The 22,383-nt window shown below is 38.9% G+C and carries 17 protein-coding genes; 7 read left to right on the top strand and 10 right to left on the bottom strand.

The window, feature by feature from the left end:
• Nucleotides 1–98 precede the first annotated feature (98 nt).
• Genes mobA through I8T81_RS07675 form a run of 5 tightly spaced genes read right to left on the bottom strand, consistent with a single transcriptional unit; the run spans nt 99 to nt 8,059 of the window.
• Nucleotides 99–728: a molybdenum cofactor guanylyltransferase gene (mobA, locus tag I8T81_RS07695; protein ID WP_198072520.1), complete on the bottom strand. Its 630-nt coding sequence runs from the start codon at nt 726–728 to the stop codon at nt 99–101.
• Complete coding sequence (locus I8T81_RS07690) at nt 725–3,505, bottom strand: nitrate reductase (RefSeq protein WP_198072519.1); 2,781 nt, start codon at nt 3,503–3,505, stop codon at nt 725–727. The genes mobA and I8T81_RS07690 overlap by 4 nt, the downstream gene beginning before the upstream one ends.
• Nucleotides 3,506–3,524: 19 nt before the next feature.
• The gene (nirD, locus tag I8T81_RS07685; protein WP_198072518.1) at nt 3,525–5,147 is read right to left on the bottom strand and encodes a nitrite reductase small subunit NirD; all 1,623 of its coding nucleotides are present in this window, start codon (nt 5,145–5,147) and stop codon (nt 3,525–3,527) included.
• 12 nt (nt 5,148–5,159) lie between these two features.
• On the bottom strand, nt 5,160–7,706 hold the full coding sequence (nirB, locus tag I8T81_RS07680; protein ID WP_198072517.1) for a nitrite reductase large subunit NirB: 2,547 nt from the start codon (nt 7,704–7,706) through the stop codon (nt 5,160–5,162).
• Between the two features lie 11 nt (nt 7,707–7,717).
• Nucleotides 7,718–8,059: a hypothetical protein gene (locus I8T81_RS07675; protein WP_198072516.1), complete on the bottom strand. Its 342-nt coding sequence runs from the start codon at nt 8,057–8,059 to the stop codon at nt 7,718–7,720.
• A gap of 384 nt (nt 8,060–8,443) precedes the next feature.
• Here I8T81_RS07675 and I8T81_RS07670 point away from each other — a divergent pair, with 384 nt between their 5' ends.
• The 6 genes from I8T81_RS07670 to accC all read left to right on the top strand — a co-directional run bounded on the left by I8T81_RS07670 (nt 8,444) and on the right by accC (nt 14,238).
• Nucleotides 8,444–9,034: an ANTAR domain-containing response regulator gene (locus tag I8T81_RS07670; RefSeq protein WP_001125253.1), complete on the top strand. Its 591-nt coding sequence runs from the start codon at nt 8,444–8,446 to the stop codon at nt 9,032–9,034.
• Complete coding sequence (locus I8T81_RS07665; protein ID WP_198072515.1) at nt 9,035–10,057, top strand: ABC transporter substrate-binding protein; 1,023 nt, start codon at nt 9,035–9,037, stop codon at nt 10,055–10,057.
• 337 nt (nt 10,058–10,394) lie between these two features.
• Nucleotides 10,395–11,723, top strand: coding sequence for a Y-family DNA polymerase (locus I8T81_RS07660; protein ID WP_198072748.1), 1,329 nt, complete (start codon nt 10,395–10,397; stop codon nt 11,721–11,723).
• A gap of 235 nt (nt 11,724–11,958) precedes the next feature.
• Entirely contained in the window at nt 11,959–12,414 is a 456-nt protein-coding gene (gene aroQ / locus I8T81_RS07655; RefSeq protein WP_019458705.1) for a type II 3-dehydroquinate dehydratase, read from the top strand.
• 17 nt (nt 12,415–12,431) lie between these two features.
• On the top strand, nt 12,432–12,851 hold the full coding sequence (gene accB, locus I8T81_RS07650) for an acetyl-CoA carboxylase biotin carboxyl carrier protein (protein ID WP_004701124.1): 420 nt from the start codon (nt 12,432–12,434) through the stop codon (nt 12,849–12,851).
• A gap of 16 nt (nt 12,852–12,867) precedes the next feature.
• A complete protein-coding gene (accC, locus tag I8T81_RS07645; RefSeq protein WP_004701123.1) occupies nt 12,868–14,238 on the top strand; it encodes an acetyl-CoA carboxylase biotin carboxylase subunit in 1,371 nt (456 codons plus the stop codon).
• Between the two features lie 54 nt (nt 14,239–14,292).
• On the opposite strand, the gene I8T81_RS07640 is transcribed toward accC, so the two are convergent.
• The 3 genes from I8T81_RS07640 to I8T81_RS07630 all read right to left on the bottom strand — a co-directional run bounded on the left by I8T81_RS07640 (nt 14,293) and on the right by I8T81_RS07630 (nt 17,175).
• Nucleotides 14,293–14,796 (bottom strand): hypothetical protein, encoded by a 504-nt coding sequence (locus I8T81_RS07640; RefSeq protein ID WP_004701120.1) that lies wholly within the window; start codon nt 14,794–14,796, stop codon nt 14,293–14,295.
• A 146-nt stretch (nt 14,797–14,942) separates the two neighbouring features.
• The gene (locus tag I8T81_RS07635; RefSeq protein WP_198072514.1) at nt 14,943–16,109 is read right to left on the bottom strand and encodes an MFS transporter; all 1,167 of its coding nucleotides are present in this window, start codon (nt 16,107–16,109) and stop codon (nt 14,943–14,945) included.
• 268 nt (nt 16,110–16,377) lie between these two features.
• Nucleotides 16,378–17,175, bottom strand: coding sequence for an MBL fold metallo-hydrolase (locus I8T81_RS07630; RefSeq protein WP_198072513.1), 798 nt, complete (start codon nt 17,173–17,175; stop codon nt 16,378–16,380).
• A 351-nt stretch (nt 17,176–17,526) separates the two neighbouring features.
• Between I8T81_RS07630 and I8T81_RS07625 the strand changes: the two genes are divergently transcribed.
• The gene (locus tag I8T81_RS07625) at nt 17,527–18,879 is read left to right on the top strand and encodes a PepSY-associated TM helix domain-containing protein (protein ID WP_198072512.1); all 1,353 of its coding nucleotides are present in this window, start codon (nt 17,527–17,529) and stop codon (nt 18,877–18,879) included.
• Nucleotides 18,880–18,950: 71 nt separating this feature from the next.
• Here the strand turns inward: I8T81_RS07625 and I8T81_RS07620 are convergent, their stop codons facing one another.
• Nucleotides 18,951–19,979, bottom strand: coding sequence for a Csu type fimbrial protein (locus I8T81_RS07620; RefSeq protein WP_198072511.1), 1,029 nt, complete (start codon nt 19,977–19,979; stop codon nt 18,951–18,953).
• Nucleotides 19,970–22,378, bottom strand: coding sequence for a fimbria/pilus outer membrane usher protein (locus I8T81_RS07615; protein ID WP_227602165.1), 2,409 nt, complete (start codon nt 22,376–22,378; stop codon nt 19,970–19,972). Before I8T81_RS07615 ends, I8T81_RS07620 begins: the two co-directional genes overlap by 10 nt.
• Nucleotides 22,379–22,383: the final 5 nt, after the last annotated feature.

Here is a 22,383-nt window from a genome sequence, read left to right as displayed (position 1 = left end):
TCCAAAATAGAACTTAAATTCTAAACAGTCAATAACTCAAAATTTAAAAAATGATTTCAGATTATCAATGTAAATTTTAAATCGATATGATTGAAGTTCTAATTTGTCGAAAAAATCTCTTTAAATGCTTTAATTTGTTTGTATTGTTGAAGTTCATCTAAAGAATTAATGCTATGGAAAAATAAGTTTTGCTTTTGAAAAATAGCGACTTGTGCGTGTAAAAGTTTGAAGCAACTTTTTAAACTCAATTGTTGCTTGCCAATTTGCTGCTCTAAAACCTCTAGACTTTCACGTTTTAACAAACAAAATGGGTATAAAGCATCTCCATTAATTGAAACGTAAGCTGCCTGAGCCTGTTTATTTTTGCGAAGTGCGCTGTGTAATTTCGCAAGGACTTGCGTAGGTATATACGTCACATCACAAGGAATAAACAAAACATAATCTGCTTTTACATGTGACCATGCACTTTTCATTCCCATAAGCGGACCAAAAAAACCGGAAGCATCATCTTGAAAACATTTAATATCGGGCACAATACTTTGATAGATTGAATAATCACGATGACTATTTACCCAAATTTCAGATACCGAAGATTTTAGTTTTTGATGAATTTTGAGTAGTTGCGTATCGCCATCGAATTGTTGCAACAGCTTATTTAAACCATTCATACGGCGGGCTTGTCCACCCGCGAGAATGACCAAATCAGTTACGGGATATCCCTTATTCACACTTCCACCTCTTGTTGGCAAGCTTTAATCAAGCCACGAATTTCAGGTAAACATGAACCACAGTTCCCACCTGCTTTTAAACATGCAGTGACCTGTTTTTCATGGGTAATGTTTTGTGTTTTTATCACATCGATAATTTTATTCTTACCTACTTTAAAACAACTACACACTAAAGGCCCATCATTATTGGTAGCCGACATTGGCATACCTGCTAGTAAAGCTTTACGGTGCAAGGCGCTCAAACGTTCTCGTTTAAACAGACTTGCTACCCAGTCACGGTCTGGCAATAAATCTGGCGGTGCAATATATAGACTTGCAATTACAATGCCATCTTTCATAATAATATTATGGCTCAGTTGTGAAGAAATATCTTCTATGCTTAACCATTCAAAGGTTTCATCGGCAAATGGCAAAAAGCTTTTCAGATTCTTTTGAGTATCATGAAAAGTTTGGCGGTCTGCAAGTTCATAGCGGCTGGTTTTCACCATTTTGACTTTGGTCCACCATGCACAGTGATGCAGCGATTCTTGAATATGCGAATCGTATCCTTCACGAATATAGAGCACACCTTGCCAAGTGGTATAGAACGGTTGAATAGTTACAGGCGTATGTTTGAACTCGGGCTCACCTGAAATTGCATCAACTTCTGGATTAACGACTTTACCAATACGGGCATCGGATGCGACCTGCTCAGTCCAGTGAATCGGTGCAAAAATTTGCCCACGACGGACACCAGATGAGAAGGTCACGCGTAGTACACAACTGCCCCATTTCGACCGAATTTCTACCAAACCTTGATCACGTACACCAAACTTCAATGCATCACTTGGATGAATCTCACAGAATGGTTCAGCACGGTGACTGGTTAAATTTGGCGACAAACCAGTACGGGTCATGGTATGCCATTGATCGCGAATACGCCCAGTGTTCAAAATGAGCGGATAATCTTCTGAAATTGCATGTACCGGATTAATTGCAACAGTCGGAATTAGTTTTGCCTTAGTATTTTTGTGACTAAACTGGCCCTTGCCAAACAGTTGTTGAACAGCTTTAGCGTCTTGATTTTTACTCCAGACTGGCCATTGCACTGGTTGCAGAACATCGTACTCAGCAGCACTTAGGTTCATTAAACCTTTTAAGTTGAAATAACGAAACGTATCAATTTGTTCACGTGTTTTAATGTCCGCATTATCTTGTGCTGACAAAGCCGCATGTTCATTGAAAATATCAACAGCACTCGTAAAGTCAAAACCTTTAAAGCCTAATTTTTTCGCAACTTGGCTCACTGACCACCAATCTGCTTTTGCTTCACCCGGCGCAGGTAAAAAAGCACGTTGACGTGAAATACGACGCTCAGAGTTAGTAACGGTTCCGTCTTTTTCACCCCAACCTAAAGCTGGAAGCAAAATATCGGCGTAAGCCGTAGTATCCGTATCGGCACAGATATCTGACACAACGACCAATTCGCATTTTTCTAAAGCACGTTTCACCTGATCGGCATCTGGTAAACTCACCACTGGATTGGTTGCCATAATCCAGATGGCTTTAATTTTTCCAGCTTCAACAGCACGGAATAAATCAACTGCTTTTAAGCCAGCTTGAGTTGCAATAAATGGGCTGTCCCAAAAGATTTGCACTACTTTTTGGTGCAAGGGATTATCCAAATCCATATGGGCAGCCAGCATATTAGCTAAGCCACCCACTTCTCGGCCACCCATAGCATTGGGCTGGCCTGTCATTGAAAATGGTGCAGCGCCGAGCTTTCCAATTTTGCCTGTTAGTAAGTGACAGTTAATAATGCTGTTGGCTTTATTCACGCCCTGACTTGATTGATTCACACCCATTGAAAATAGCGTGATTACCTTTTCAGTCTGCGCAAATTTCTCAAAGAACTGTTGCATCTTATCGAGTGCAATTCCTGTACGCTTTGTCACATATTCCATATTAGCTTCTGGCTCGCTGCTTGCCAAAACCTCTTGCAAACCTTCGGTATAGGCATCAACAAAAGCCTGATCGGCATGACCATTTTGATATAGATATTGGAATAAGCCATTGAACAATGCGACATCTTGGCCCGGTAAAATCGGTAAATGTAAATCCGCTTGTTCACAAGTACTGGTAAAACGTGGGTCAATCACCACAACAAACATATCCGTATTGTGGCTTTTAGCCTGCATAATCCGTTGATACAGTACAGGATGGCACCATGCGGTATTGGAACCAACCAAAACCACCATGTCGGCATGTTCAAAATCTTCATAACTTGCAGGGACAAGGTCTTCACCAAAGCTACGTTTATGACCTGCCACCGCAGATGACATACAAAGCCGTGAGTTGGTGTCGATATTTGCAGTGCCCAAATAGCCTTTTACAAACTTGTTCACCACATAATAATCTTCAGTCAAAAGCTGACCTGAAACATAAAATGCAATGCTGTCACGACCATATTTGTCGATACAAGACTGGAATTTATCGGCAATTTTATTGATTGCTGCATCCCATGTCGTTACCTCCCGATCAGCTTTTCGTCCCATCATTGGTTGTAAAACACGTGTTTCTAACCCCAAAGTATCCGCAAGTCGGCTACCTTTAATACATAAGCGCCCAAAGTTGGAAGGATGCTCAGCATCCCCCTCAACTTGCACCACAGGTCCTTGAGGTTTTTGTTGAACGTTTACACTAACACCGCAACCCACCCCACAATATGGACATGTTGTTTTGATTGTTTTTGCAACATGATCGGAGCTATCGATTTCAACACTTGGAATACTGTTCATAACTGCTCCTTTCCCCTATTTAGCCTGCATTTTTTAATGCAAAATCTCGACCAAATAGCAGCTTATTTCTGAATGAAGAAACAGGTGTTTGGTCTGCAATTAACTCTGCATACCACATGCCATCTTCAGTATCACCGAACAGTACTGCACCGATTACCCGATCGCTTTGAATGATAATACGCTTATAAATCTGGCGTTTTTCATCGTTCAGGATAATGTCTTCATAATCATCTTTCGGCTCAAAATTGCCCGCAGAGAACACATCGACACCGCTGACTTTTAACTGAGTCGGTACGGTCGGTGCTTTAAAAGTTAAGCTGCCGTGTTCAGCCAAATGGGTCGCGCAAATAAAAGCTTGCCCCCACAGTGGTTCAACCAAACCAAAAGTTTGACCACGGTGTTCGATACACTCACCCACGGCATAAATACTTGGATCAAATGTTTGCATGGTGTCATTCACCAACACACCACGATTACAACGTAGACCAGCACTTTGGGCTAAAACAATATTCGGACGGATACCTACAGCAAATACCACAAGGTCCGCATCCAACACTGTGCCATCTTTCAAACGGATTTGTTTGACATGACCATTTTCATCACCGATTAACGCTTCGGTATTGGCTTCGGTAATGATTTGAATGCCTTTTTGCTCAATACTATGACGAAGTAATTGACTCGCACGCCCATCAAGTTGGCGTTCCATAATACGGTCCATTAAATGCAATACCGTGACATTCATACCACGTTGCTTTAAACCATAGGCAGCTTCTAAACCCAGCAAACCGCCGCCAATCACGACTGCATTAGTTTTTGAACCACAGTATTCAATCATGGTGTTAACGTCATAAATATCGCGGAAAGTTAACACCCCTTTTAGGTCAACACCTTGAACTGGTGGAATAAATGGTGCCGAGCCTGTTGCCAGAATCAAACGGTCATAATCAACTGTCTGGCCTTTTTCGGTGTAAACCACTTTACGCGGACGATCAATTTTTACCGCTTTATCGCCAGCAATAAATTTAATGCCTTTATCGTCGTACCACTTTGGTGGATGCAACATAATATCTTCAATAGTTTTTTCACCCGATAAAACCGGAGACAACATAATACGGTTATAGTTACCCCATGGTTCTTCACCAATCACCGTAACTTCATAACGGTCTGGTGCCATATCAAGTAAATCTTCTAGGCAACGCATTCCTGCTAAACCATTACCAATCAATACCAGTTTAAGTTTGTCTTGAGACACACCTGTATTGGTAATATAAGTTTTTTGCGGCACCGCATTGACCCAAACACGACCATCAACAATTTTGCTCGGGTAAACCGCCAATTTTTGGTCTTTATCTTCTAAACAACGGCCCGTTGCCAAACTAAAATGTTGTTTATAGATTGGTGATGCAATAACACGCTCGCCTTGCAAATCACCAATAATGCCGCGGCTCATCACATTCGCTTGGCTAAATGGATCTTTATTACTCAGCACGTAAACACGTTTTTCATGTCCTACACGGAAGATTGCTACAGCTTGGTCACCCACTAGTGCACCTGCGCCAGTGTTTGGGGTTAAATCATCGAGTGCACACACATCAATCCATTGATCATCAGGAAGCATATTTTTGTCTTGTACAATATTCATATAAGTTCTCCTTTATGCTTCAACCATTGGAATACGGTCTTCTGAACGTTCAGCTTCGGTTAATGGGCGGATTTGACCGCGTTCAGTTGTAAATTGAATGTGCGGATCAGCCTGCTCATTTGCACCTGCGTTGATATACGTTTGGAAGCGTTTACGAACTTCAGGATTTTCTACCGCAGTACGCCATTCGTCTTGATATGTGCCAATAATGTGTTCCATACGGCGCTCAAGCTCGGCAGCCAAACCAAGAGAATCATCAACAATCACAGATTTAAGATAATCTAAGCCGCCTTCCATGTTGTCGCGCCATACACTGGTACGTTGTAAACGGTCTGCTGTTTGGATGTAGAACATATAGAAACGGTCGATATAACGAATGAGTGTTGCTTTATCAAGGTCAGATGCAAGTAACTCGGCATGACGTGGTTTCATACCACCGTTACCACATACATAAAGGTTCCAGCCTTTTTCGGTCGCGATAATACCCACGTCTTTGCCTTGCGCTTCTGCACACTCACGCGTACATCCAGACACTGCCATTTTTAATTTATGTGGTGAACGCAAACCTTTGTAGCGGTTTTCAAGCTCGATCGCTAAACCAACCGAGTTATCTACCCCGTAACGACACCATGTGCTACCCACACAAGATTTCACTGTACGTAAAGATTTGCCGTAAGCATGACCAGACTCGAAGCCCGCAGCATTCAGCTCTTCCCAAATGAATGGAAGCTCGTGAACTTGAGCACCAAACATATCAACACGTTGACCACCAGTAATTTTTGTGTACAAGTTATATTTCTTCGCAATTTGACCAATCGCAATTAAGCCATCCGGAGTGACTTCACCACCAGCCATACGTGGTACAACTGAGTAAGAACCATCTTTTTGGATATTCCCCAAGTAGTAGTCGTTACTGTCTTGTAGCCCTGCATGACTTGGCTCAAGTACGAAATCGTTCCAACAAGAAGCTAAGATATTTGCAGCAGTCGGTTTACAGATGTCACAACCTAAACCATGGCCATGTTGATGAATTAAATCATCAAAAGTTTTGATTTCATTGACACGAACCAAGTGATGCAACTCTTGACGCGAGTACGGAAAGTGTTCGCAAATGTGGTTATTTACCGTCACACCTTGACGTTGTAACTCTGACTTTAAAACTTGAGTCACTAATGGTGCACAACCACCGCATGCAGTTGCTGCTTTGGTGCATTTCTTTAATGCACCTAAAGAGGTCGAACCATCACTAATCGCTTGGCAGATGTCCGCTTTTGATACGTTATTACACGAACAGATTGTTGCACTGTCAGGTAGTAAATCGACTCCGCTACCACCAGATTTTCCTGCCGACTGCTCAAAGCCTGGCATGATTAAACTTTCAGGCACTTCAGGCAAAGCCAGACCATTTAACATCATTTGTAAAAGGTCGTTGTACTCTTTTGCATCGCCCACCAAAACTGCGCCCAGCAATTTGGTTTTATCTGCATTTACAACAATCTTTTTATAAACCAGTGCATGTTCATCTGCATAGAAATAGCTTAATGCACCCGGAGTCATGGCATGTGCATCACCTACAGAAGCAACGTCCACACCCATCAACTTCAACTTGGTGCTCATGTCTGCGCCAGTGAAGCAATTACACTCTTCATCTAAAATGTGTTTTGCTGCAATACGTGCCATGTCATAGCCCGGTGCAACCAAACCATAAATCTTGTTTTGCCAAAGCGCACATTCACCAATGGCATAAATGTTTTGATCTGAAGTTTGGCAATAATCATTAATGACAATACCACCACGCTCACCAATCGCCAGATCACTATTGCGTGCGAGCTCATCACGTGGGCGGATCCCCGCAGAGAATAAAATCACATCAGTTTCGAGTTCACTACCGTCGGCAAACTTCATCACATGAGTGGTATTTACACCAGACTCAATAGACTGAGTCGCTTTTTGTGTATGAACTTTTACACCTAAATCTTCAATTTTACGGCATAAAACCTTGCCCCCTAAGTCATCAATTTGAACTGCCATCAAACGTGGTGCAAACTCAACAACATGTGTTTCTAAATCTAAATCACGTAAAGCTTTTGCAGCTTCAAGTCCAAGCAAACCACCACCAATCACGACACCTGTTTTTGCATTAAGACTCGCTGCACGAATCGCGTCTAAGTCTTCAATCGTACGGTAAACAAAGCAGTTTTCACGGTCATTACCCGGAATTGGTGGAACAAATGCATATGAACCAGTCGCCAGTACCAATTTGTCATAACTAATCACATCACCATGATTGGTTGTTACAGTTTGTGCAGTCGTATCAATTGCAGTTGCTTTTGTATTAAGACGTAAGTCAATGCCATGAGCATCGGCAAAGTCAAAACGTGCTAAAGATAAATCTTTTGCCGATTTCCCAGAGAAATATTCTGTCAAATGCACGCGGTCATAGGCGATACGAGGTTCTTCCGCGAGAATAGTGATTTCCAGTTCATCATCTGCTTTTTCTAAAATGGCTTCGATGAATTTGTGGCCCACCATACCATGACCAATCATTACCAATTTCATAGTGTTTCTCCTCAAATCACGTTGCTTTTAAGCTGCGTTATTCCATTCTCAAATAGACATTGTTCTTTTGCTTTGTGCTCTATCGAGAAACGAATCAAGCTCACATGGCATGTAGCTACTTGAAACCAATTTTTTTCACTCGTTAATGACACCCAATGCACAGCAAAATCAAAAAAAGAAATAAAAAAAGCGAGCCTCCTCTTAGAGAAGGCTCGCATCGCTGAAACTGGAAATTTAGTTAATTCAGATGTAACTTTTTTATGAAATAAAAATAAAGACATGACCTTCACTCCGACTGAACGTAACTTCTTTGTATGTGCGGCTGCACTCACAAACTCGATCAGAACGGACATCGTTGGCCGTCTTTAAAACTTATGGTCGTCTTCGACCTGTAATTAAGTAAGCATTTTGCATGCCAATTCTTTTTTAAATTAATATTAATAAATTTTTATTATTATTTTCAAATATTTAAACTAAAACACCTTTTCATCCATAAAGAATATTTAATTTTCCCTGCCCTATTGGTGCTCCTCTATATGGTTTAAACAAAAATAAGTTTTGCCACAAAATGAATCGTATTTTTGCACCAATATCGGTCAAAGTAATGCTTTAGCATATTAAAGGTCCAATCATGCCTGATTTTTTGTTTAAATTTGGATGGCACTAATCTTGCTTAAAACTTAATAACAAAAAACGCGTCGAATTGGCGCATTTTCTTAGCCTGATTTTCTGAACTTATGCCAAAACTCAAAATAGCTCTTATCGATGATGATCATGCGCGGGCCGACTATATAAAAAACAGTCTGCTTGAAAATGACTTTGAAGTGGTGGCCTGCCTTACTTTGGACCACTTAAATATTTTTCGTCTTGAAGATTTACAAGCCGATGTCATCTTGCTCGATATGGACCATCCTCACCGAGACATTATTGAAAGTTGTGTGAGTAGCTATGACCTACCGACTGTCCTATTCACTAAAAATTCAGATAAAGACACCATCAAACAAGCGATAGATGCAGGCGTAACGGCTTATATTGTAGACGGCATAGACCCTGCCCGCTTACATACCATTTTAGAGATTTCAATTGAGCAATATAAAAAACATAAAAAGCTCGAAGGTGACTTAAAAGAAGCTCAAACCAAACTGGCAGATCGTAAAGATGTTGAAAAGGCCAAAGTACTGCTCATGCAACTGCATGGCTTACCTGAAGATACGGCTTTTCAATTACTCAGAAAAAATGCCATGAGCCACCGTATAACGATTGGAGAAATGGCACGGCGTTTACTTGACGCTCAAAAACTACTAAATGATCAACTAAAGGACGAATAAATGAGCACATTAGAAAAGACTCAATTGCAACTCGGCTATATTCCTTTACTTGATTGCATCGCTTTACTATGGGCAAAACAGCAAGGTTTTTTCGAAGAAGTTGGTTTAGATGTTACCCTAGTCAAAGAAGCATCATGGGCAAGTCTTCGAGACCGTTTAGCTTTTGGGCTATTAGATGCTGCACATTGTTTATCTGCCATGCTACCTGCAGCAGCCGTGGGTGCAGACCAAATTGGTATTGCACTGCAAACCCCTCTTATTTTAAGTAAAAACCGTGCCTTTATTAGCTTAAGCCAAAAATTAACTCATCAACTGGCTATTCAAGAAAACGATAATGCACAAGCTACAGCCCAAAAAGTGACGAGCTATATTGAAGCAGATCATCCTTTATCCTTAGCCCACGTATTTAAACATTCAATTCATCATTATTGTGTAAGAGAATGGCTTGCTTTGGCAGATTCAAAAATAGCTCAAACACTTAAGCTCAAAGCCCTTCCACCACCGTATATGGTCGAAGCTTTAGATAATCATGTCATTGATGGTTTTTGTGTAGGAGAACCGTGGAATACACAGGGCGAACTTTTAGGCTTAAGTAAAATCGTATGTTCAAGTCAAGACATTATTCCAAATGTGGCAGATAAAGTTCTTGCAGTAACTCAAGAATGGGCTGAACAACATCCTCAAACTTTAATTGCACTGACCACAGCAATTATAAAAGCTCAAAAGGAATTGAGTAATTTGAAAGACTTTTCACCTGTCTTAAAGTTGTTGGTCGATTTTGGAATTATCCGCTTTCACTGTTCTGAAGAAGTACATGTAGATAAATACTATATGATTCAAAATATTGTAAAAAACTTAGTTAAAGAAAATGCTGCTCCACAACCTGAAGATTTCCATTGGCTATTTGAACAAATGCAAAAGTGGGATGAACTTCAAATTGATCAAGCACAAATCACAAGCTTGGGTGCTCAATGCATTAATCTTGAGGCTTATGAACAAGCCAAACAGCGATATTCTTCATAAGTAATCTAAGAGTCAAATCAGCATAAAAAAAAGCTGTCTTTTATAAAAAAGACAGCTTGAAAGACCCATAAGACAAATGCGTTATACGCATTACTATATTTAAAGGCCTCAACCCATCCATTAAATATAGCTCTTATGGTTTTGATCATAACCAACTAAAACTTATCATTTTCAGACATTTCCATATCAATAACTGACAATTCATTACTTTTGCATCCTTTTCATAATTTCGACGAACAACCAGAACTCCCCTAGATATCTGTGCATAATTTTGTTAACTTGATTATGTTACAAATTCAAAAATATATTTTGAGTTGATAAATTGGGGGATGAAATGATGAGAGATATCTCACACCGTGAAGTTTATGCACTGGTTGATATTAACAATTGTTATGTCAGCTGTGAGCGACTTTTCAACCCCAAACTCATTGATAAACCTGTAGTTGTTTTATCTAACAACGATGGTTGTGTTGTATCACGTAGTGAAGAAGCAAAACTTTTAGGTATTAAGATGGGAGTACCGTGGTTTCAAATTGAGAAAGATGCCGTACAAGCTGGTGTTCAAGTCTATTCAAGCAACTACACTTTATATGCCGAGATGTCCCGTCGTTTTTTTGCTGTTCTCGGTGAATTTTTCTCTACAGATGATATAGAAGCTTACTCTATAGATGAGTGCTTTATTCATCTCACTCCTTACCTTCAATCTATTGATATATCTAACTACTGCTTTAAGGTGAGAGAAACTCTCCTCCAATGGTTAGGTCTACCTTGTTGTATTGGAATTGGATATTCAAAAACACAAGCAAAACTTGCCAATCATTTTGCTAAGAAAATTAAAAGTTTTAAGGGAATCTGTAATTTCATTACCTTAGATCCATTAATTATGGAAGACCTCATGCAACAGACATCGGTCAAAGAAGTATGGGGAATTGGTTATCAACTGGTCAAACAACTACAAAGTTATGAAGTATATTCATGCCTAGACTTAACTTTTGCCAATGAACACCATATGGCAAAGGCATTTTCTGTGGTCATGGCACGCACTATTCGTGAGCTAAAAGGCCAATCATGTATTGAACTTGACGATCCTAGTATTCCAACTAAACGGATTTTAGCGTCACGAAGTTTTGCTCAAGCTTTATCCAGTATCGAGATTATTAAACAAGCACTTATTTTTCATCTTAATCGAGCGCATCGCCGCTTAATGAAACAAGAACAGCTGTGTGCCTGTATTCAAGTCATGCTTTATGAAAAAACAGATAAACCACCTTATAAAAAAGCCACTTCTCAGGCCATTGGTCTTCACTATGCAACAGATGATTTATGCATAATCACAAAAGCAGCAATGCATCAAATTGATGTTTTATATAAAGAAAATAAAAGTTATATAAAAATTGGAGTATTATTTTGTGGTCTACACGCGCGTCAACAACATATTGATGATTTATGGCAACCTTTGGAACTTATTCATCAAAGACAACAATTAATGGAAACTTTAGGTACAGTTCGTAAGCGTTTTGGTAGTCATTATTTACAAGTCGGATATCACTCGCGTAACCCATCTTGGCAAATGAAACAATGCCATCGCTCAAAAAACTACCTAACTCGCTGGAATGAAATGTTAACAATTGAAGATGCCCATACCGTCGTTACACAAAATACATGAACTGTTTTTGTCAATTCGGTTTAAAATGAGCCTTGTTAAATTACTTGAAATTTTGTCATTTTTTAACATTGCTAATTCGTCGCAAAATTTACAATATATAAGCCGAATTTGGTGTACCCTTTCTGCGACAATTAAAAGAAATTATAAAAAACTTGTAGAAACATATGCCATAATAAGCAAACTTTGCAGACATCTTGCAAAGACTATTTGCAACTTTAGAGCTGGAGCAATCTGAATGAGTTCGACCATTTTGGTAATTCATGGACCGAATTTGAATTTGCTGGGAAAACGCGAACCAGAAGTATATGGTCATCTTACCCTAGACAATATCAACCAACAACTTATTGCTCAAGCTAAACAAGCCTCTATTACACTAGATACTTTTCAAAGCAATTGGGAAGGTGCCATTGTTGATCGCATTCATCAGGCACAAGCAGAAGGCGTAAAACTTATTATTATTAATCCTGCTGCCCTTACTCATACCTCAGTTGCTTTACGTGATGCTCTACTTGGCGTTGCCATTCCATTTATTGAAGTACATTTGTCAAATGTTCACGCACGTGAAGCGTTTAGACACCACTCTTATTTATCAGACAAAGCAATTGGCGTGATTTGTGGTCTAGGTGCAAAAGGTTATAGCTTTGCACTCGATTACGCCATTGAAAAAATTCAACCATCTAACCCAAACTAGTTCAGGAATAGTCGCCCATGGATATCCGCAAAATTAAAAAACTCATCGATTTAATGATTGAGTCTGACTTGCAAGCGATTGAAGTTAAAGAAGGTGATCAATCAATCGCTTTAACTCGTCGTAATCCTGTCGTTGCTGCGGCTGGTGTAGCACTTCCAGCAGCTCCTGTTGCTGAAGCACCTGTTGCAAAAACCCCACGTGGAGCAGTTGAAACTTCTCCTATGGTTGGTGTGTTCTATGCTGCTCCAAGCCCAGGTGAAGCACCATTTGTTAAAGTAGGTCAAACTGTATCTGCTGGTGAGACTTTGGGTATTATCGAAGCAATGAAAATCATGAACCCTATTGAAGCAACTCAAAGCGGCGTGATTGAAGAAATTTTAGTGAAAAATGGTGATGTGATCCAATTCGGTCAACCTTTATTCCGTTATCGCGCGTAATACCCCGGGGACAACTATGTTGCAAAAAGTTTTAATTGCAAACCGTGGTGAAATCGCTTTACGAATTACCCGGGCTTGCAAAACATTAGGAATCAAAACTGTCGGTATCTATTCAGATGCTGATAAAGATTTGATGCATTTACGTTTCGTTGATGAAGCAGTATGTATTGGTCCGGGTGCAAGTAGTGACAGCTATTTAAACATCCCAGCAATTATTACTGCTGCAGAAATTACTGGTGCTGATGCAATTCACCCAGGCTATGGCTTTCTTTCAGAAAATGCCGAGTTTGCTGAAATTGTAGAAAGCTCGGGTTTCACATTTATTGGCCCTCGCCCAGAACATATTCGTTTAATGGGTAACAAGGTTTCTGCAATTGTTGCAATGAAAAAAGCTGGTGTACCTACAGTACCTGGTTGTGACCATGCTGTAACCATCCACAACGCTTTAGCAGAAGCTAAAGAAATCGGTTTCCCGCTCATTGTTAAAGCGGCAGCTGGTGGTGGTGGTCGTGGTATGCGTATTGTTGAACGCGTAGACACATTACTTGAGTCAGTTCAAGCGGCTCAACGTGATGCAGAAATGTGGTTCGGTGATGACACCGTATACATGGAACGCTTCTTACAAAAACCTCGCCATGTCGAAGTTCAAGTTTTAGGTGATGGTAACGGTCATGCAATCCATTTATATGATCGCGACTGTTCATTACAACGTCGTCATCAAAAAGTTTTAGAAGAAGCTCCTGCTCCAAATCTACCAGAAAAAGCACGTGCTGATATTTTAGAAGCTTGTGTTAACGCATGTCAGTTAATGCAATATCGTGGTGCTGGTACATTTGAGTTCTTGTTCGAAGATGGTGAATTCTTCTTTATCGAAATGAACACTCGTGTTCAGGTTGAGCACCCTGTAACTGAAATGGTTACTGGTGTTGATATCATTGAGCAACAATTACGTATTGCAGCTGGTTTGGGTCTAGAGCTTCAACAAAAAGATATTGAAGTTCGTGGTCATGCTATTGAATGTCGTATTAATGCAGAAGATCCAACAACTTTCTTACCTTCACCAGGTAAAATTGAGAGCTTCTATGCGCCAGGCGGTGCAGGTATTCGTTTAGATTCTCATATCTATCCTGGATATAGTATTCCTCCATACTACGACTCAATGATTGCAAAATTAATTTCTCATGGTAAAGATCGCGAAACTTCGCTTGCTCGTATGCGTCAAGCGTTAGACGAAATGATTCTTACTGGAATTAAAACCAACATTCCTTTGCATAAAGATCTTATCTTGCAAGACAAAAGCTTCTGTGAACAGGCAATGGACATCCATTACCTTGAAAAGCACTTGTTGAAGCAATTGGAAGAAAAGAAGAAAGCTGAAACTGCATAACATGCATAATAAAAAAGCCTCTTAAATAAGAGGCTTTTTTATATCTATTTAGATTTATGGCAACATTCGACGTAAAGTTGCAAAACATTGCTCACCTTTAGCAGTTGAGCAGAAATTAATAGTATGGTCATTTTTCCACTGCACAAAATATTGGGAAACATCACCAGTCTGATCTTGCTGCTGACCAGAGCAATCTACTTTATTATTATCAAACTTAATCTGCATAACTAAAGCAGATAACTGCTCTTTAGGGTCATCAGATGGCTGGTATTCATAAATACCATATGACCATTCCTCACCACTTTTGATCACTACATCATTACTACTGCGGAAGTTATAGTACTCTACACATTTCTTATTATTTGGAATCTCCATTCCCCATAATCCCATAATCTCAGGACGCGTAACAATACGTATAGCATTAGGATTACTTGCAGTTCGAACAGGCTGTTCAGCAGGCTTTTGCGTTGCTGTTTCAGCCATAGCAAAACCAGAAAAAGCTAATAATAATCCCATAATATAAATATTTTTCATAGATTTATTAATCATTAAACGCATGAGTTTAAGTTAGCACATTTTTTTAGAAAATCATTGCTTCATAACCATATAAAAACAATATTTTTCAACCGTAACGAATAGATACTTTCCATAAAACAATTTAGCCGCTTAACCATGCAATGTTAACAATGTTAGTGATGTTTCGATTAAGAAGCTGGCTTTTCAATTTGTTTAGGTAACCAAAATACAAAACATAAACCGAATAGCACAACGAGCGCAGCAATCATAAAAATATGCTCACCCGTCAGAGTTTTCCAATAATGACCCGCTAAAATACTTCCAAATGCCACTCCCAATCCCCACATGGTACTGTATAAAGCCTGTCCACGACCTTGTTGTCCTATTGAAAAGTTTTGGAAAATAAGCCGCATTGCAATAAGGTGAAATAGGCCAAAACTAAAAGCATGCAAACATTGTGCAAATAGCTGACCTATAAAATAATGAGAAAAGAGAGCGACTAGCAACCAACGTATGCTGGTTAAAACTAAACATATAGCAACAAGACTACGCCAAGAAAAATATTTGAAGAAAGTAGCCGCACATGCAAACATTACTATTTCAGAGACAACCCCCATTGCCCATAAGAAGCCAATTTCAGTCGTACTATAATTTAAAGATTTTAGAAAGTTACTATAAAAACTATAAAAAGGCGCATGCGAAAAAAGGAGAATAAATTCGATTGTAAAAAAAGCAGCAACTTCAGGACGCTTTAACACAGGTAATAAAGGCTCTAAATGCTTTTGAGAAGTAGGAGCTCCCTCTGGCTCACGAATCGTAAAAGCCCAAATAAATGCAAGTGAAGCAATAACAAGCAATAAAATAGGCAACATAGAAATTGGAATAATTTCTAAAATGGCACCTATAGTAAATACACCTACAATAAATCCAACTGATCCCCATTTTCGAATCTTCCCATAGAGTTTTGCTCTTTGATCACCTAACCAAAATAAGGTTACCCCCTCAAACTGAGCTAAAATTGCATTTTGGAAAAAACTAAAAATAAGCATGAGTAAAGCGACAGATTGAAAGGTATTAGGAACTATAAAAATAGCCAACCATATACAGGCTTCCATCCAAGTTGCGAGTCGCACCAAAAGCATTCTTTTACCAGATTTATCTGCAATCCAACCCCAAACTAAAGGTGCAAAAAATCGTGTCACAATCGCAATAGATGATAAAATCCCGATTTGCTGATAATTAAACCCTTGATCTTGAAGATATAAATTCCAATACGGCATGAATGTACCAACAATGGAATAATAGAAAAAGTAGAATCCACCAAGTCTGGTTTGGATTGTAAGTGATGGGAGCAAGTGATAAACCTTTGTATTTTCAATAGGTTAAAATTTTAGATGGTTGCATATGTATATCTACATTTACCCTCACTTGTAGTTCAACAGTCTACAAATTTAATCTTAAACATTTTGTAGACTGTGCATTAGTTAGACAAAATAGATATCAACTTACCGACCGTCGCAATTCTATCATTTACATAAAAAACTCATAGCGTTATTCGCTATTCATAATAGAAAATATGGAATTACAAGATTTTCATTTAATAAATATTGATTAAATCTTGTTTTAATTTTCATAAATAAGTGTTTGTCCATCATCGGGTACTTGTACTCGGTCAACTACATTCATTTCATGCAGAATTTGCTTTATCTCATGTCGTTTTACAGGACAGTGATTCAATGCTTCAAGATGATTAGCAATAATATATTTAGGCGAAAGCTCAATAAATTCGCGTACTTCATTTTTCGACATAAGAATCGGCTGCCCCACATCCATTTGAGCTTGTCCCGCAGCAACTACCGCAATATCAGGTCGGAATTTAAGTAAGGCATTTTTAACATCATGAGTAAGTACGGTATCACCACTAATATATAAAGAAGGTTCATTTGGCAATTCTAAATAGAAGCCACAACCATTCGCCATCAATTTACTAATCCAGCCATGCCCATGACGCGCTGGTATGGCAACTAATCTTCCACCTAAAAACTCGATTTCTTTCCAGTAATCAATACCTGCCTGAACATTTATCCCATATTTAGATAAATACGACACATCATTTTGAAAGGAATAAACAGGAATTTGCTTTTGAACAAGAAAGTCCTCGCCCTTTTGATCTAGATGATCAGTATGTTGAAATGCTTTTATTCCAAAAGTTTGGCTATGAGTAATTAAACAATGGGTAACTTTGTTTAATAATTCTTGGGCATTCAAAGGTAGATCAACTAAAGGATTCTTTTTAGCCTTAAAGCGGAGGTATGAAAAAGCAGGAAGCGAACCTTTATCACCCAACATCGGATCAATTAAAATAAAATAAGGGCCAGCTTCAATAATAAAAGTAGCACTTCGCAAATGATGAATTTTCATAGCTATATAAATTATTTAATTATATAAAATGCAATTATAAACTATTAGGTTAGTAGAAATTTAATAGCTGATAAGTTATTTCTATTAGTCGTTTGATCAATCTATTGCTTAAGCCATCCATCATAAAGATATCTGAATATCTTTTTGCCTTAACTGACTATAGTCAATCTTATCCAATTTTCATAAAAATCATGATAACAAAACCTTATATCAACCATCTAATCTATTTATTTAAAAAAGCCTTTCTTACAAGTGCTTAGATATACAAAACATCCTCATCCCTTAATTATTTTAAAATTTAAGAATAAAGTAGATATACTTCACACCAAAGTTTGTTTGATACTCCTCAACATGCCTCATACCCCTAGCTTTTGGCGTAGTCTTTTTCGTCTTGTGCATATTTATGCTGGTATTTTTATTGCCCCATTTATATTCATTGCGGCATTTACAGGTCTTCTATATGCAATTACTCCTCAGATAGAACAATCTATCTATAAAGATACATTGTATGTTCAGCCTTTAAATAAAGATCCCTACTCACTAAGCCAACAGGTTGAGACAGCAAAAAAAGTGATGCACGAATCTGCACAAATTACAGAAGTTAGACCAGCTCCAAGCTCCACACAAACAACACGAGTTATTTTTTCTGACAAGGCTCATCATTTAAATAATGAAGCAGTTTTTGTAGACCCTTATACACTCTCTATAAAAGGTCAACTTGCAGTATATGGGACCAGTGGAGTACTTCCATTTCGTACATTCTTAGATCAATTACATAGTAATTTATTATTAGGGAAATGGGGTCGTTTTTATAGTGAGCTTGCAGCAAGCTGGCTGGGCATTTTAACCCTAACGGGCCTATATAATTGGTGGAAGCGTCGTCAAAATTTTAAAATCAGACAAACATCTAAAAATCGTTTATTAAAATGGCATAGTTCTATCGGCTTGACCCTATTACCACTTTTATTGTTCATTTCGATTACTGGTCTTACATGGTCCCAATGGGCTGGCGATAATATTCGTATCGCTCGTCAATGGTTAAATTGGCAAACGCCAACATTAACCACAACTTTAAATAATGCTCCATTACCCCAAATGTCTCATGATGAGCATAAAGAACATCATGGTATGGTCATGGAAACTTCGGATTTAGAAATCATACCAACTGAATTCGACTCTGCATTAGCAATTGCTAGAGCAAATGGAATTCATTCAGCCCAAATACAAATCAAACCACCAGTTGATGTAAATCAGGCTTGGACTGTTACTGAACTACAGCGCAAATGGCCAACTCAAGCGGACAGTGTAGCGATTGATGTACATCAACACAAAGTCATCGACAAACTGGCTTTTAAAGATTACTCGTTATTTGCAAAACTTACACGCTGGGGGGTCGATGCTCATATTGGAGTGTTATTCGGTTGGATTAATCAATTGATACTCGCCTTATATGCTCTTGGGCTATGTATCATGATTATTTATGCATATAAAGCTTGGTTTAAAACTTCTAATTTAAAACTTACGACTAGCCATTTTGTTAGCCAAACTTTATTGGTTTGGAAGCGTGCAACTAATCAACAAAAAATAATCACGGCACTTACACTTATTATTTTAGGAATTAGTTTGCCTATTTTCGGATTTAGCTTATTAATCACACTATTTATATTGCTAATACGAAAACAAAGCTCTCTACAAACTAAATAAGATTCATAAAAACAATATAGGTACCGACTCACTATCTGCTTGCTTTAAGTGAATAGTGAGTTGGTAAATAATTAATAGGTCACTGTAACAACTATGCTATCTGAGTAGTTACCGGGCGTACTTGAAATAGCGGTTCCTTGCGGAATTTTTCCATATACATTTGAAATTTGACTAGTGCCAGATCCTGTCTTTGACACTCCACCAGAACCACCCACCGTTGTTGTACCACCTGTAGCATCCCACACGGTGCTATAAGCAGAATCTTTGTATAACTGATAAGGAATATATTGACTGCTTCCATTCGTCATACGTCTAAATCCACCGCTTATACGATTATTACCGTCCCCCAAATAAATGCTATAAGGTGTTCCATTGTTGCAAGTTGCATTAATCGCACCTTGAGCAGTGTAGTCACGACTTGTTGTACCAATATCACTAATATTGCCAAAATCGACATTTGATGTGGAATCTAGCTGACAGAAACTTGGTACTACATAGTTAGCTGTAATCGTCATATTACCCGAGTCCCAGCCACCGCCACTATCACCCTCACATACACTGCTCGAATTTGCTTGCATGTCCCAAAATACTTGAACGGAGCCAATATAAGTCCCTACCGGATAGGCTGTTAAAGAGCCCGATCTTGCTGGAACTTTAACACTTACTGAGTAACTAATAATATTACTCGGTGCCACCGTAGTAACAGGACCATACCAAACATTTGAAGTTTGATTTGTAGTAGAAGAACCTGCTCCACCTACAGTTGCAATAACCGTATAAGGTAATGAAACATTACTATTTGAAGTAGTTGCACCAGTAAATACTGTTTTCATGCACATATATTTTGATATTTGAGCAGTAGTTCCACCGTTCGTACAGCGAATAGTTCCAGTATAAGTAATGGTAGCGTCACTATTAATCGTTGCTGCTGTATAATTATAAGTACTATTTGTGGTTCCAGTTACCGTACAGGCAGCATGTGCTGAACTAAAAAAAGCATAAAGCACAAATAACAATAAACTAGCTAAAACATACTTTAAAGTAGATGAAAACTTTTTGGCTAGCATGTAGGAACTATGACTTACAATACTTATTGACATACATAAGGCCCCAATTTTTTAGCACTGTATTGCTGACTTTCGTAAGTGAAATTAACTTGACATGAACCATGATCAAGAAGGTCTATTTCAAGTTTATTTTGCTTTAATAGGTTTGGAACGAAGACCTCACCATCATAGCCCACTACGGCATCTTGTTGTCCATTAATTCGGACGCTATAACCCGGTAACAATGGCGAGTTATTTTTATCTACAACTTTGACTAATCCTGAAACAACTCGATGAGCACCAAAGTCAACTAAAGTTCCTTGGCGATAGCCCACAAGTGCTGTTCGATTGGTCGTTGTCACATCCCATTCCAGTGGTAAATAAGATGGGTCTAGATAGATATGATGAGATTGATACGGTCTTAAATTCGCAATTAAGAATCTTCCTGACTTATCTGTCTCTCCTAAATTTACTCCACCATTTATAATTTGGCTTTGCGGTCCGGCATTGGTGACAACAGCATAACCATCTCCAATTTCATTCGCCGCAAATATACGGCCTGCTGCTGCAACTAAAGATCCTGTCGCTGAAAGTGCAACTTGGTCATTATCTCCAATTCGGTTATAACGACCTGTCAGGTACGCAGCTCGTGCTCGATAAGAGCCATAGACCGATGCATTGTTAGCATGTGCATCTTGATCTCGTTCAACATAACCCCCCCATCCAAATGAACCAATTTGCGGATCGGTAAATCCATTGATTTCTTGTCTGTAGGTTGTTTTACCACTGTCATTAGATACACTTGTAATTGCATTGACTCTGGTAGATGGCGTATAGCGCAGCGCAAAGTAAATGCCATAGTCCTTATGGTTTTCATAGTCTTTATAAGCTGAACTATAAAAGCCCCAGTTCTTGTTTAAACTTCCGCTTAAGTTAGCAGACAGTAACTTATACGAGTTATCACTATATTTGATCTGGTTATAACCGACATAAACACCATAGCCTGTATAAAAGTTATAGTTAATCCCTGCCCTAAAAATCTCGTCTGCCAGCGCGCTGTAGTTTAAATAGTTTTGTGATTCAGCATTAAGCTGATTTTCTTTCAAATATCGAATTTGCGACACCCGTGCCAAGTCAAAATAGTTATCAAATACTTTGCGGTAGCTGGTGTTAAATGAAATATTCTTGCTAATTCGCCCTTCTAAACCAACCAGAGCCGAATAGCCATTTTCATCTTTATACTGACTTGCAGCAATGTCGGCATTAATCACCCCAACACCAAACAGGTTCTTGGCAAAGCCCGTTCCCACGTTGGAAAGACCATCTGTGGAAGCTTCTGCACCGCCACTTAAAGTCAGTGAGTTGCTATAACCATAACGAATTGCACCAGAGACAAAGGTGGCATCATCATAATCGTTTGAATACAATCCGTAGTTATAACGCGGAACCCCAACATCGACTGAAAACTCATTGATACCTTTTGCCAAAATCTTCGATGAAAAGTAATAAGGTTTTTTAGTAATGGTTTGCTGACCTGTTGCATCGGTGGTGACCAGTGTAACTTCATTTCCTGAAATAAACGGGAGCTGCTTAACATCAAATGGACCTGAAGGAACAAGGCCTGAATAAATCTTTTGCTGGTTAACGTATAAGTCCAGTGTAGAAGGTAGCGCCGCTGAACCGGAAAACTGCGGTAATGCCGAGGTGACAATATCACCACGCTGAGTATAGGCACTCGACCACTGCAAACCGGCAAGACGCACACTACTGCCCCAGTCAGAACTATTGGAAATAAAGTCACCTAGGGTATATATCCTGACTTTTTCAGGATCTACATATTGCCACTTGCTCTCTAAGCGCACCCACTTCTCATGGCTATAACTATTTTCATTACTACCGTTGTATAAAATGCCTGATGAAAAATTACCAAGGGCGCTGTTAAAAATCCCTTCTGCCGAACCTGAGAAAATACTCTCATCATTAGTAATAGTGTGATACATGCTGTAATTCAGAATTGCAGCATTTAAAGGTTTCATTTTTAGTAAGTTGGTGTTTGTAGTCGGTTGACCAGTTAAGTCAACAGAATAGTCACTCAACATGCTCGCAGGAACTTGTAAGTTTAGAGACTGCTCATTTTCCAGATACTTAAACTGGATTCCTTTCAGTTCATTAATACATACCCATTGGCTGTCAGGGATATGCTCATCCATTTTCAGTCTTAAGGCTTTTAAGTCATGGACGCGTATATATAATTTTCTATCTTGATCTTGATGTACCGATATTAAGTCGGTAGAAGTATTAGAATTGATAGAAATATTTAAAAATAGTTGTATATAGCCTTTATCAGAACCAGAGGTCTGAAAAGCGGAGTTTGTAACTTCCGGAATATTAGGCAAAGCGGCATTAGTGTTGTCTTGTAATGATTCAGCAAAAGCATGAACCGGCAAGTACATAACAC

Origin of the sequence: Acinetobacter seifertii (assembly GCF_016064815.1) — a bacterium.
GTDB lineage: Bacteria > Pseudomonadota > Gammaproteobacteria > Pseudomonadales > Moraxellaceae > Acinetobacter > Acinetobacter seifertii.
Note: the sequence above shows the minus strand (reverse complement) of the source record. Positions and strands in the feature narration are given on the sequence as shown.